The following is a 12,523-nucleotide window of genomic DNA, read 5'->3' as shown; positions in this document are numbered from 1 at the left end:
TTATATTTTGACAGTTGATACAGCAGCGTGTTTCTCTACATCAAAATCCTGGAAAGCAATTTTCCTTTCGATTTTATAATGTTCTCTTCCCAAAATGTCATTGATGATATAGGAATTACGGTAGGCCGCCATTCCAAGATCGGTAGAAATATAGCTGTGGGTATGTACTTCTGCATGAAGAACATAGATCTCGCCGCCGTTATGGTCTATGGAATAATTCCTGTTGACCGCAAACAGACCTGTCGAATCTCTTTTAATTCTGGACTGAATATTTTTTAAGAAATCAGGTTCATGATAACGGTATCCTGTACCTACCACCAGATAATCAACTTCCTGTTCGTAAGGAATATTCTGCTCCAATTGGGTGAATTTAAGGGTCAAATTACCCGGATTGCTGTTATCTACTCTATCCAACTGACTGTTTGGAATGATGGTCAGCTTAGGATCAGCGTTATCAATATTCAGGTCGTAAATGAAATCATAAATCTGGTTGATGAGGTCGTAATTGATTCCTTTAAACTGAGCCTGTTGTTTGCTTAATATTGATTTTCTTGCTGCTTCATCCCTGCTGTAAAAATAATCCACATAATCAGGAGAAGTCAGTTCCAACGTCAGTTTTGAATATTCCATTGGGAAAAAACGGTCCGGACGTGAATACCAGCCCAATTGGGTATTTTCATCACGGCTTTGCAATAAATCATAGAAAACCTCTGCAGCACTCTGTCCTGAACCGATCACGGCAATTTTTTTACCCTGAGCTAAAAGTTCTTCCTTACGGTACAGATAAGAGCTTGTATGAAGAATACGGGAATCCTCTTTCGGAATAAACGAAGGAATGTGAGGCTGTGTGCCTGTTCCAAGGATTAGTCTTTCTGTTCTGAACACTTCTGTCTCCTTGGTTTTGGTGTGAATGGTTGTAATCAGATACAATCCGTCTTCATACACGATATCAACCACCTGCGTTGAAAAACGGCACTGTGGAAGCTGACTCACCACCCATTGGCAGTAACGGTTGTATTCTTTACGCGGAATGAAAAAATCTTCCCTGATAAAGAATTTGTACAATCTGTTCGTTTCTTTCAGATAATTCAGAAGGCTTAAAGGATTGGTTGGATCTGCCATGGATACACAGTCGCATAGAAAAGGTGTCTGCAGTGTTACGTGGTCAATCATCAATCCCGGATGCCAATCGAAACCGTCTCTCTGGTCAAGGAAAAGGGTTTTTAATTCAGAAATCGGATTGGATAAGGCGGCAAGTCCCAGATTAAAAGGACCAATACCTATTCCGATCACGTTATATATCGTATCGTTATTCATGTTCAGTGATTTTTACGGTGAATTCTACATCTTTGTTTTGCGGGAATTTTTCCCAGTACCATTCTCTGTAGCAGAAATTAAGGTTGGCTTTTTTATGAGGCATTTCAATGACTTTATCTACTTTGAACCCGACATGAGCCTTGTTCATCATAGAAGCCAGAGAATCTACCGAGCCTTCGCCTACCATTTTCCCAACCTGCGGCTGGGCAAATACATAATCTACCATAGACTGTGTGGAAGGAGAAACGTATTTCTTCTTCGGATCTGTGGGTGCGATGAATTGATGGGTTCCGTAATCGGTAGGCAGTACATCATAGTAATCACCGACAATGTCTCTGCACGGCCAGTATACCTCAATATTGCATGTAGGTTCACCATTGCTCATGACGATGTAGCTGTGTGCTTCATCACCTGGCAGCATTAAACGGTAATAGGTTTCCAGTTCATCAATCGGCCAGTTCATTTGCCAGATTTTGATCGCGTGTTCACGGTTAAACCATTCATGAAGCATTTCAAGGTCTTCATCAAGATCAACAGGTCTCATGGTAACCGTGACATCATCTTTCTGGAAATAACGCTTGAAGAAAGCTTCTTTTCCTTTCGGATGAATCAGCTGATCAGAGAAATAATGATAATGAAGTAGATTCGGAACTTTGGCGTAAGAAATCGCTGCGGCGCTTGTAATACCATCGATTTCATTGGCAACGGCCTTAAAATTGGTTTTTGTGCCCCAATGACGGTTTTCAAGGGCATAACGGGTAAAATCTGAAGGCATTTCCTGATGAACCTGTTCAAATTCGCTGTGCAGCATATTGATCAGTGTTCTTTCTTTCACCCATCCTGTTTTTCCTAATGAAGCCACCAATGCTGAAAGATTGCTCACCAGAACATGGTAAGAGATAATGTCTAAAAGACGTTCATCCCTGATGAAAAGGTCTTCAATCTCAGGATATGCTTTGGAAAGTTCTGTATACTGCTCTCTTGAGCTTTCTCTTAATAAATATCCCTGTGCATCTCTTACAAAAAGAGTCTTCGGCAACAACTGATCATCCAGTTGAATCAGAAGATTCTGCTGGTGTGCTTCAGGAGCCATGCCGTATTGGCTGTATAAATGGTTTAACGGAGTAATCAGCAGGTGAATATATTTTGCGAACCAAATAGTAACCGATTCTTCCAGACCGGTTCCCAGTTTCTCAGAAACATCTGTAAAGAATTTTTGAATAAAATTCTGTCCGTCTGCAGGCTCATCCTGGCACAATCTTGCTAAAAGAAGTATTTTATCTTCCGGCAGGAACGGATTTTCGCGGATCAACAGATTAAGGCTTTCAATATTTTTATCCTGATGATAAACGCCTAATGTTACAGGTTCCAAGAGCAGTTTAAACCGGTTAAAATCCTTTTCAAATGCTGCTCCTGCATGTTTTCTCCATAAAGCTGATGCATAACCTCTTTTTAGATCTTTCTCCGTATTGATCCTTATCGATCCCGTTAAAAGAACATTTAAAGAAAACTTAGGCATCCACGGAATATGGGGACTGTACACACTTCTGATGGATGAGGTTGAATAGAATTCTTCCCCAAAAGCTCCTATATGGATTAAAGTACGGTCCTTGACCATTTCAGCTCCTTTTTCGATAGACAAAAGATAAGTAGCTTCCCACGGATGGCACGGAACCGTATAAAAATCAGAAAGTTTTTCACCTTCGTTAAGGTATTTCGCTTCAAGATCTTCCGGTAATGAAACCATACTCTTCAGAAATTCGCTGTAAGGCTGTTCTAAAACCGACTGTTCCTGAACACAGCTTTTGTGCACCAGAAAATACTCCAGCTGAATTCCTTTATTGAATTCCGGGCCGTAAAGAAGCTGCTCTTCTCTCGAAAAACCCATTCTTGCTTTTGTAAACGGATGAAGATTGTGTCCTACAGGAAGCTGCTGCTCAGATTCCAGGAAAGAATACGTCAGAGCATCTTTATCCTGTAAACCTTCTTCCATGATCATTTCCAGATTTTTTAAGCTGCTGTGAATTCTTTTGGTAAATAATCCAAGGCCTTTTTCACTGAACTGCTCAGAAAGTTCTTGGTATACCAATTCAGTAAGCTGATCAACATCCGGTTCAAAAACCTTTTGGTTTTTATGATCGACTATCCATAAAGGCATTCCATAATCATGGAAAGTACTTTCAGAACGGTAAGAAACCGGAGCGAATAAAAAGATGTCGCTTTTCTTTAATTCAAATCTTATATGAAGCGGATAGGTACTGTTTTCCAGTGCCTGAGCCGTAAGGGCATCATATTTCGGAACTCCCTGATAGAATTTTCCGTTTCCAAGCTCACGAAGCATTCCGTTCAGCAGGATTCTGATGGTGATTTCCTGTGTTTTTTCCGTAAGCTTAGTTTGCTGTATCAAAGTCTTCTCCATGCGATTTGATTGTATTTAAAATTTGGTGAACATCTTCTGTTGTGGTGATCGGGTTCAGGAAAGTAAACTTCAGGTAAAAATTTCCATCTACTTTGGTACTTGCCACCAGAATTTCCCCGCTGTAGAAAAGCTTCATTTTGATATGCCGGTTCAAAGCATTCAGGTCCTCAATATCAGGTCTGATATAACGGAAAACCAGAACGCTCAGGTCTGTATCAGAAAGCAGTTCAAAATGCGGATTTTCAGTGATCATAGACGCTACATCTTTGGTAAGGTCTATCACCGTATCTGTGTATTCTGCGAGCTGTTCTTTGCCCATCATTCTTAAGGTAAACCAAAGTTTCAGAGCATCGAATCTGCGGGTACTCTGGATAATGGATTTGTTGATCTGTGCAGGAATTTCCTCTTCATCCATTTCGGCAGGATTCAGATAGTCTGCATGGTGTTTCAGGATTCTTAATTCCCTTTTATTTTTAACGATGAAAGCACTGCTGCTGATCGGCTGGAAGAAAGATTTATGATAATCGATCGTCACCGAATCCGCTCTTTCAATGCCGTTCAGAAGATGACGGTACTTTTCGCTCAATAATAAAGCACATCCGTAAGCGGCGTCTACATGCATCCAGATATTGTACTGCTCAGCAACATTCGCAATATCTTCCAGTGGGTCTACGTTTCCGAAGTCCGTAGTTCCGGCCGTAGCCACAATGCCGATAGGAATATTCCCCATCTGCTCTTCTCTCTTGATGTATTTCTTCAGTAAAGCGATATCCATGCAGAATCTTTCGTCTGTAGGAACTTTAATGATACTTTTTTCGCCCAATCCCATGATAGAGGCATTCTTTAAATTACTGAAATGGGATTTATCAGAAACAAAAATTCTAAATCTTCCTGCTTCCTGTGGAAGACCGTCCAGCTTAATATTATGGTTGTATCTCTTCTGGGAAAAACAGTCACGCATCATCACCAGGCCCATCAGGTTGCTCTGTGATCCGCCTGCTGTGAAAACACCGTCACTTGTTTCTGCATTGTAGCCTAACTGCTCTGCGGTCCAGTCGATCAGTTTTCTTTCCATGAAGGTTCCTCCGGCGCTTTGGTCGTAGGTATCTTGGGAAGAATTGATGGCACTGACAAGGATTTCTCCTGCCAATGCAGGAATAACGATAGGACAGTTAAGGTGCGCCACATACTGCGGAAGATGAAAAGCAGTGGCATGCTTTACATATATAGTATCTACCTCTTCAAGTAGCTCCTGATACGAAGACAGCTTTTGTTTAAGGTCTATCTGCTGTACTATGCCTTTCATTTGTTTGGCTTCGATTCCGCTGAAAGGTTTGTCATTTCTGTGAAGAAAAGTTCCTACAAGGTCTAAAGTTTCTTCGACTGCGGAACGGTAATGATCATAATTGCGAGAATGAAAAATATTTCCAAAATTCCCCGAAACGTGAGGTAAGGTGACGCCCAGGATCTCTCCGGCGGGCATTTGATTGTTATTCATATACGTATTGGTAAGGTGATTTTTAAAATCAATAAGTTGTGTGATGTTGTGTAGGCATAATTGTATATGCTTGATAATCAAGTTTTTATTTTTACATTTTTTTTACTTTTTATTTGGTGAATGATAAATTATTCCTAAATTTGAATCGGCTATTGTTATTTAGAATAATTAAAAACAAATATAGAAATTATATTCACACACCAAATATTTTTTTAATGAATTCGATAGAAATTTTAAATAACGACAGTAATACTGGGGTAAAACTGCTTCCCAGAGTCATTGAGATCACCTCTCAGGAAAGAAGAATGATACAAGATGCAGCGGTGCATCTTCAGAAAAAATATGGCAGCTATGAAAACAGGGACTTTATTACCCATGTTCATCAGCTGGCCTCCTATTTTCTACCCGAAAGAATTCTACACATAGCAGCTGATTTTGCCAGCGACTTTTCTAAAGATCAGTACGGAGCGCTTGTGTTTAGGGAATTAATGGATATTGATCAGGAAAGTATAGGCAATACGCCTCCTAACTGGCAGTCTGCGGATTATTCCAAATTCAATATCTATGGTTTTGCCTGTGCTTTGATCCACGGAGCACTTCCATCCAAGCCTGTACAATATTATTCCCAGCGTAAAGGCGGTGGATTAATGCATGCGATCATCCCGGATGAAAAAATGAGGGAAACTCAGACCGGATCCGGATCTGCGACAGATCTTTATGTACATACCGAAGACGCCTTCCTGAAACATCAGGCCGATTTTTTAAGCTTTATGTATATCCGTAACGAGGAACAGGTCCCTTCTACCCTGTATTCTATCCGTTCCCATGAATCTATTGGAGAAAGATTCAGGCCTCTTTTTGAACGGATGTATAAAATTCCGAAAGATGCCAATCTGGAAACAGGCGCGGATGAAGAAGAAACATTGGATGCCGTTCTGTATGGTAATTATGAGTTGCCTTTTATGAGGTTTGATGCTGCTGAACAGTTGTTCAACCCAAGCATTAAGCAGACTGATGATGCGCACAGTCATCTGACGGAGTTCTGGGAAGAGGCCAGAGATCTCATCTATTCCGGTTTCACGCCACAGGCAGGCGATGTGATATTGGTGAATAACCATTTATGTGCTCACGGAAGGTCCGCTTTCAGAGCCGGGGTAAGAAATGTTGATGGTGTAGAACACGAATGTCAGAGAAGAATTATGCTCCGTATGATGAGCAAAGTGAGCCTGCTGGAAATGAGAGCGCACACGCTTACAGAAGACCCTTTCTTTGTCATCGAAGAGCATTTGGGTAAAAACTTTGAAAATATTTAAATAAAAAATCCTTTTAAGTACAAGTCTTAAAAGGATTTTTTATTTAAATTGATTTTTTTAAACCATTAAGATTTAATAAGTTTTTAAGATTATTAAGGTGAGCTTTGCTTTTAAAGGTATGGCTTAAAAAAAAATCATTTGATTTTTCTTAACTATCCTTATCATCTTAATTAATCTTAATGGTTTAAAGATTTAGAATTCATTCACTTCAGCTTTAAATAAAACTATATAAATAATTATTATAAAGACAGATATGTAGTTAATATAAAGTCAATTTTATGACTTAAAAAATCGATTGAATAAGGTCAATTGTTCAGATAATGATCTGCTCCAGTACTTCGGATCGTGAGCACCTAAAGATTCTATATAAAGATGTGGAATTTTAAGGTCGGTCAGTTTTTTATGAAATTTTCTGTTCATTTCAATCATTTGTGTGTCTTCCGTACCGCAGTCGAAAATATACTGCTGTTCTGCTGTAGCCATAGTCTTCACTTTGTTGTCCGTAAGAAATTTGGGATTTAATGATATTGCAGATCCTAATACTTTATCTACCTGATATTGGGTATTATAGCCTGGCCCGAATGAATTAAAATCCAAAGCTCCGCAAGAACTTCCCACAATACCAAATGTGTCATTGTATGTCGTTCCAATATTCACAGCGCCATAACCTCCCATGCTCCAGCCCAGGATACCGCGGAATTTTCTATCATTTTTCACAGGATAGCTTTTATTGACAAAATCTACAAGTTCCTGTCCGATAAAAGTCTGATATTGTGAATCTTTAACCAACGGACTATCTACATACCATGAATTGTAATTTCCATCCGGCAGTACGTAAATTGTCTTATATTCCTGTGCTTTTTGAATCAGATCCGGAATATCCTGTTTGATCGTCCGTTCCGGATTTCCGCTGTAACCATGCAGGATATAAATAGATGGGTAGGTCGCACCCTGCTGCACATCCGGAGTAATGATGATCGTTTTAATGTTCTTATTCATTTTGGCACTGAAAACTTCTTGATGAATGATTTTCTGTGCGGAAAGCTGTGCAGATACCGTCAATACACATACGATGCTTGCAAAATTTTTCATAGGATACAATTTTAATTGATGAACTGGGAACATCTGTAATCTTATTTTTTTGACGCAAAAGGTTACTATTACGATGAATATTTTAAGTGAGCAAGAGGGAATCAATTAGCATTGATTCGATGAAGCCGACGACTTTTCATCTTCCTTTCTCTTTTGCTTATTTAGATGTACCATTGTTCTTGTTTATAGGACAAAGATGCGGCTGAGAAAATAAAAAAGCTTCAACATATGTTGAAGCTTTTGTCAGTTTATTTTTTTTTTATGCGGCTCAGCTGAGTGGGTGTAATTCCCAGATAGGAAGCAATGTGATGCTGTTTCAGACGGTCATGGAGCGATTTGTTCTCCAGAAGCTGTAAATAACGCTGTCTGGCTGTTTCATGCTTTAAAGAAATCTCCAGCGGCTCTTTTTTCACCACCCAGTTTTTTTCCAGGTAATGAATTTGAAATAAGGCCAGATCATGGTATTTCGTGATCAGTTCTCTGAAAGCTTTCGCCGGATATCTGATCACCGAGCAGTCTTCCAAAGCGATGATATTGAAGTCGCTGGGCTTGTCTTTGATAACGGCTGCCGTAGAAGCCACAAAACTTTTTTCTTCGAAGAAAATTTTGTACACGGAGTCACCCTGCTCATCCACAGTGTAGTACCCTACCAGACCTGATTTTATAAAATAATAATACCTGGCCGCAGATCCGGCTTCCTGGAGAAGATCGTTTTTACGGAATTTTTCTTCTGTACAGATATTCATCAGTGCCCCAACTGTCTCTTCCGACAGTGGATAATAGGCATTGATCTGTTCTAAAAGTTCTTTCAAAGCTGACAGGATTAATTTAAGGTTTTCTTCATCATCAGGTCGGTCTGATCATCATTTCCCAATCTGAAAGTATGGGTTCCGAACTGCTCAAAACCATTTTTCCTGTAAAAATTCAGGGCTCTAAGGTTCTCTTCCCAGACTCCCAGCCACAGGTAGCTTTTGTTCAGGTTTTTAGCGGTTTCCAGAGCCTGGTTATAAAGCAGCTGACCTACTTTCTGGCCATGATGGCTTTTTTTGACATAAATACGCTCTATTTCCAGGGAAGTATCGTCCTGCAGCTCAGTTTGTGCGGGTCCGGAATTTAATTTAAGATAGCCAACGGGATTATCCTCTTCCCACGCGATAAAGAAATAAGAATCGGGATTGTTTAATTCTGATGTGATTTTTTCTGTACTGAAGCTTTCTTCAAGATATGTTTTCATAGCTTCTTCAGAATTGCTTTCTGCAAAGGTTTCTGAAAAAGTCTGCCGGCCTATATTTTGGACGGTTTCAAGGTCCTGTATTCCGGCATTATGAATGATTATAGATGACATATTAAACATTTTATTGCTCTAATTTATTGATAAGATTTTTTATTTCGGGTATGCTTAATTCTGTTTTTGTTTCTGTTTTTAAAATATTCTTTAAAATTTTAAGGTGAGCAGTCTTTAAAGCATCTTCAGCTTTTACTTCCTGATCAGGAATTACCCCGACAGGTTCCCAGTTTTTATGGCTTATGACGGATTTTATCTGTCCGGTCGGAACCAGCAGTAAATATTGATTTTTGATGATAAAATGATCTACCGGATTGGCAGCGCCCTCTGTTTTTTCACCTATTACTTCGGCCAGCTTATGTTCCTGCAAAAAGTAAGCAAGACCTTCTGCTGCTGAAAAACTTTTTTTGCTGGTCAGAATATAGACTTTTTTATGAAGATATTTTTGCCCGGAAACTTTAGATTGGGTGCTGTTTATCACGGTTTCATCTTTATTTCTGAAGTATGTAGTATAAAGATCCGTTTTTTTATCAAAAAAATAGCTGCAGAACAGGAGAAGCATTCCATTATCTCCTCCTCCGTTTTCTCGCAGGTCAATAATCAATGAATGAGTGTTGGCAATAAAATTCATGGCTGCGGCCAATGTTTTTTCACTGGATTGAGGGGTGGCAAAACCTTTGAAATTAATATAACCGATATTACCTTCCAGGCGTTGAACGTTTTCAAATCCAAAATTTTCAAGGCTGTTATGAAAATTGTTTTCTTTTTCTCTTTCTTTCTCATCTACAGCTTTTTGTGGGCTGTAGTTTTCGAGGTATTTAACAAAAAAGTGTTTGTCTTTTATAGTTGTTCTCAACTTTTGAGTGAGAAATGCGGCAAAGTCTTTTTTACTTAAATTTTTAAAAGTTCCCTTTTCAGATTCATTTTGAAATAAAGAATCTGCTTTTTTATAAGCTTCCTTATCGATGTAGTAGCTCTTTATTTTTTCTGTAATGTCAGACAGTATTGCGCTGGTGTCATCTTTCTGTGCATAAGAAACCAGAGAAAGGAAAAGAGAAATTCCGGACAGTATTTTTTTCATTGAAACTAGATTTAATATTTCAGTAAAAGTATTTCAATGATGATACTATAAATTGTAAAAATGGAAACTCAGATAAACAGCCAGATATTATTTTGTTCAATATCTACATTTTCAAAGAACTTTTTGGGGCTGATTTTAGTGAATTCTTTAAAATCTTTAATAAGATGGGACTGGTCGTAAAAAAGATTTTCATAGGAAAGCTCTGTGAGGTTCCTTACCTTTTTATTTGAAATCAAAACTTTACGAAATCTTTGTATTTTTCTGAATTCAGAGGCAGGTTTGGCTAAGTAACGTTTAGAGATCTTGTTCAGATATTGTCTTGTTATGCCATTTTTTACTGCAATTTCTTCGATGCTGAGCTCGGTTTCAAAATCAGCCAATAGATTATAGGGCAATACTAAATTTTTCTGCTTGAATTTTGAAAGCCAGTACGCTTCCAGCATTTCAATCTGTCTTTTCCTGCCGGATTCATTTAAAACAGTATTCATCATTTCTTTAAAATCTGAAAAATGAATGCGGTCTTGCAAGGCTTCATTCTCATCTGCATCAAAAAAGTGATAGATTCCCAATGGCTTAAAGTAAACTGTAATTTCATTAACGGACTCCCGGTAAAAAATTTCAGTAGGAACAGAGCATCTGGAAACAAAATCGATCACTAAATTTTCGGATAACGATCTGCTGATTTCCACCCATCCTTTATCCTGGGTAATTGCTACATTCTGGCAGGCTGATACAATAAAATAGTTGTCCGGAAAAGTAAGGTACCTGACCGGCTGATCCATAGTATCTTTTTCTACAAAATAATATCCTTCAATATATGTTTTAAGAAGAGGATCTACCGGCTGATAAAAAGTAACTGTCATATAAATGCAGAATGGAATTTTAAAGTCATCAAGTTTTCTCCAGACCTTATATTATGAGAATAATATTCTTTTAAAAGCCTCAGAAGCCAGATGCACCTGAACTGCCCAGTCGTCTGCTGCATCGCTTCCTGCATCATCAGAAATATATTTCAGGCAGAGAAAAGGGATATTTTCTTTCATGGCGATCAGGGCAAGCGGATAGGCTTCCATATCTACAATATTATAGTCCGTTTCGGAATGATTCATCTCAAAACTGTCGCCGCTGCCACAGATTCCTTTTTCAAGACCGGTCATCTGAAGACCATATTCCAGAACAGGCGGAATTCCGGATAAGGGAGTTTCATAAAGACTGAAGCCGAGGCCTCTTACATCCATATCCCGCTGGATAAACTTTGTACAGCATACCACTTCTCCTTTACCGAAGCTTTTACTTCCCGCAGATCCCAGATTGACAATCAGTTTAGGTTTTTTAGCGTGAATTTCTTTGGTAAGTTCAATGGCTGCATTTACTTTTCCTATTCCTGTTACCAATTTATTTTTTCCCTCAAAAGCCTGTCCTGCCTCCGAATCCAAAGCAAAGACAAACAGGGTTTCAGAAACCGGATATTGAGCTTCGGCATTGATTTTTATCATTGAACGTAAAATATTTAAACAAAAATACGCATTGAAGGGATAAAATTTAACTTCTTTCTTTTTTATTTAAAGCTTTTAATAATAAAACACCTCGGTGTAAGGTGTTTTATATTGAAAAAGCTAATTTATTTTTTATCAAAAAACACTAATGTCACTAATCTTTTCACAAATTCCACGAATATTACTGTCCTTCACTAAAGTTAATCAATTGGAAATACTGGCATCTCTTGCCTCATTTACCCTTCAACCGTAATACTCTCAAACTTACTTACACGATTAAACACTGCATCCATCTGTATCACAAGATGCGCCGCCGTCTTTTGAAAGGTCTTTAAACGGGCTTACTGTTTCCTTATAGGTCTGCTGAAGGGCATCTGCAAAAACTTCTGCAGGTTGTGCCCCGGATACGGCATATTTCCCGTTCAGAACAAAGAAAGGAACACTGGAAATACCATTGTTTTTGGCCTCCTGGATATCCTGACTGATTTCATAATCGAACTGATCAGATGTCAGGGCCTGTCTTGCTTCCTCTTTATCCATATTCAAATTTTCTGCGAGGGAAAGAAGTACTTCAATATCTCCTACATTTTTTCCGTCGATAAAGTGAGCTTTAAAAAGAGCTTCTTCCATCTCATTCGCCTTACCGTATTTTTTGGCAAGATGAAGTAATTTATGGGCTGTAAAAGTATTGATGATCAGCGCTTTTTCAAAATTAAAATCGATTCCTGCTCCTTTTCCCATTTGGGTCACCTGGCCAATCATTTGAGATGCCTGGTCTGCAGGAAACCCTTTTTTCTCTTTAAAATATTCAATCGTATTCTGGGGTTGAACAGCATCTAAGGTTGGGTCTAACTGGAAGCTCTTCCACTCTACTTCTATCTCGTCTTTGAATGACAGCTTTTCAAGGGCCTGTTCAAAATTATTCTTCCCGATGTAGCAGAACGGACACATAACATCCGACCATATTTCTATTTTCATTCTTTATTTATTTAATTTCTGATGAATTATCAGACTGCAAAATT

11 protein-coding genes are annotated in these 12,523 nt (G+C 38.7%); 1 reads left to right on the top strand and 10 read right to left on the bottom strand.

What is annotated here, in order from left to right:
• The 3 genes from AC4IFE_RS08380 to AC4IFE_RS08370 are packed head-to-tail and all read right to left on the bottom strand — an operon-like array spanning position 1 to position 5,234.
• The gene (locus AC4IFE_RS08380) at positions 1-1,317 is read right to left on the bottom strand and encodes a lysine N(6)-hydroxylase/L-ornithine N(5)-oxygenase family protein (protein ID WP_490756298.1); all 1,317 of its coding nucleotides are present in this window, start codon (positions 1,315-1,317) and stop codon (positions 1-3) included.
• Complete coding sequence (locus AC4IFE_RS08375; protein WP_490756296.1) at positions 1,310-3,736, bottom strand: GNAT family N-acetyltransferase; 2,427 nt, start codon at positions 3,734-3,736, stop codon at positions 1,310-1,312. Before AC4IFE_RS08375 ends, AC4IFE_RS08380 begins: the two co-directional genes overlap by 8 nt.
• Entirely contained in the window at positions 3,708-5,234 is a 1,527-nt protein-coding gene (locus AC4IFE_RS08370; RefSeq protein ID WP_490756294.1) for a pyridoxal phosphate-dependent decarboxylase family protein, read from the bottom strand. Before AC4IFE_RS08370 ends, AC4IFE_RS08375 begins: the two co-directional genes overlap by 29 nt.
• Positions 5,235-5,449: 215 nt before the next feature.
• Here AC4IFE_RS08370 and AC4IFE_RS08365 point away from each other — a divergent pair, with 215 nt between their 5' ends.
• Positions 5,450-6,547, top strand: a complete 1,098-nt coding sequence (locus AC4IFE_RS08365; RefSeq protein WP_490756292.1) for a Fe(II)-2OG oxygenase family protein — start codon at positions 5,450-5,452, stop codon at positions 6,545-6,547.
• Between the two features lie 276 nt (positions 6,548-6,823).
• On the opposite strand, the gene AC4IFE_RS08360 is transcribed toward AC4IFE_RS08365, so the two are convergent.
• From AC4IFE_RS08360 to AC4IFE_RS08330, 7 genes are all read right to left on the bottom strand, one after another.
• Positions 6,824-7,639, bottom strand: a complete 816-nt coding sequence (locus AC4IFE_RS08360) for an alpha/beta hydrolase (RefSeq protein ID WP_490756290.1) — start codon at positions 7,637-7,639, stop codon at positions 6,824-6,826.
• A gap of 248 nt (positions 7,640-7,887) precedes the next feature.
• Positions 7,888-8,451 (bottom strand): Crp/Fnr family transcriptional regulator, encoded by a 564-nt coding sequence (locus AC4IFE_RS08355; protein ID WP_490756288.1) that lies wholly within the window; start codon positions 8,449-8,451, stop codon positions 7,888-7,890.
• Positions 8,452-8,462: 11 nt separating this feature from the next.
• Positions 8,463-8,984 carry a GNAT family N-acetyltransferase gene (locus tag AC4IFE_RS08350; RefSeq protein ID WP_490756287.1) on the bottom strand — a complete coding sequence of 174 codons (522 nt, stop codon included), beginning with the start codon at positions 8,982-8,984 and terminating at the stop codon, positions 8,463-8,465.
• Positions 8,985-8,994: 10 nt separating this feature from the next.
• Positions 8,995-10,005 (bottom strand): S41 family peptidase, encoded by a 1,011-nt coding sequence (locus tag AC4IFE_RS08345; protein WP_490756285.1) that lies wholly within the window; start codon positions 10,003-10,005, stop codon positions 8,995-8,997.
• Positions 10,006-10,073: 68 nt separating this feature from the next.
• Positions 10,074-10,868 carry a helix-turn-helix domain-containing protein gene (locus tag AC4IFE_RS08340; RefSeq protein ID WP_490756283.1) on the bottom strand — a complete coding sequence of 265 codons (795 nt, stop codon included), beginning with the start codon at positions 10,866-10,868 and terminating at the stop codon, positions 10,074-10,076.
• Between the two features lie 51 nt (positions 10,869-10,919).
• The gene (locus AC4IFE_RS08335) at positions 10,920-11,501 is read right to left on the bottom strand and encodes a 5'-methylthioadenosine/S-adenosylhomocysteine nucleosidase family protein (protein ID WP_490756282.1); all 582 of its coding nucleotides are present in this window, start codon (positions 11,499-11,501) and stop codon (positions 10,920-10,922) included.
• A gap of 276 nt (positions 11,502-11,777) precedes the next feature.
• Positions 11,778-12,479: a DsbA family oxidoreductase gene (locus AC4IFE_RS08330; protein WP_490756280.1), complete on the bottom strand. Its 702-nt coding sequence runs from the start codon at positions 12,477-12,479 to the stop codon at positions 11,778-11,780.
• Between the last annotated feature and the right edge of the window lie 44 nt (positions 12,480-12,523).

This window comes from Chryseobacterium sp. UF-81, from assembly GCF_058245105.1.
Note: the sequence above shows the minus strand (reverse complement) of the source record. Positions and strands in the feature narration are given on the sequence as shown.

Excerpts from the sequence above, each read along its gene's own strand:
- AC4IFE_RS08340 (WP_490756283.1), bottom strand. The coding sequence starts at position 10,868 with ATGACAGTTACTTTTTATCAGCCGGTAGATCCTCTTCTTAAAACATAT.
- AC4IFE_RS08335 (WP_490756282.1), bottom strand. The coding sequence starts at position 11,501 with ATGATAAAAATCAATGCCGAAGCTCAATATCCGGTTTCTGAAACCCTG.
- AC4IFE_RS08375 (WP_490756296.1), bottom strand. The coding sequence starts at position 3,736 with ATGGAGAAGACTTTGATACAGCAAACTAAGCTTACGGAAAAAACACAG.
- AC4IFE_RS08370 (WP_490756294.1), bottom strand. The coding sequence starts at position 5,234 with ATGAATAACAATCAAATGCCCGCCGGAGAGATCCTGGGCGTCACCTTA.
- AC4IFE_RS08380 (WP_490756298.1), bottom strand. The coding sequence starts at position 1,317 with ATGAATAACGATACGATATATAACGTGATCGGAATAGGTATTGGTCCT.
- AC4IFE_RS08350 (WP_490756287.1), bottom strand. The coding sequence starts at position 8,984 with ATGTCATCTATAATCATTCATAATGCCGGAATACAGGACCTTGAAACC.
- AC4IFE_RS08365 (WP_490756292.1), top strand. The coding sequence starts at position 5,450 with ATGAATTCGATAGAAATTTTAAATAACGACAGTAATACTGGGGTAAAA.
- AC4IFE_RS08345 (WP_490756285.1), bottom strand. The coding sequence starts at position 10,005 with ATGAAAAAAATACTGTCCGGAATTTCTCTTTTCCTTTCTCTGGTTTCT.
- AC4IFE_RS08330 (WP_490756280.1), bottom strand. The coding sequence starts at position 12,479 with ATGAAAATAGAAATATGGTCGGATGTTATGTGTCCGTTCTGCTACATC.
- AC4IFE_RS08360 (WP_490756290.1), bottom strand. The coding sequence starts at position 7,639 with ATGAAAAATTTTGCAAGCATCGTATGTGTATTGACGGTATCTGCACAG.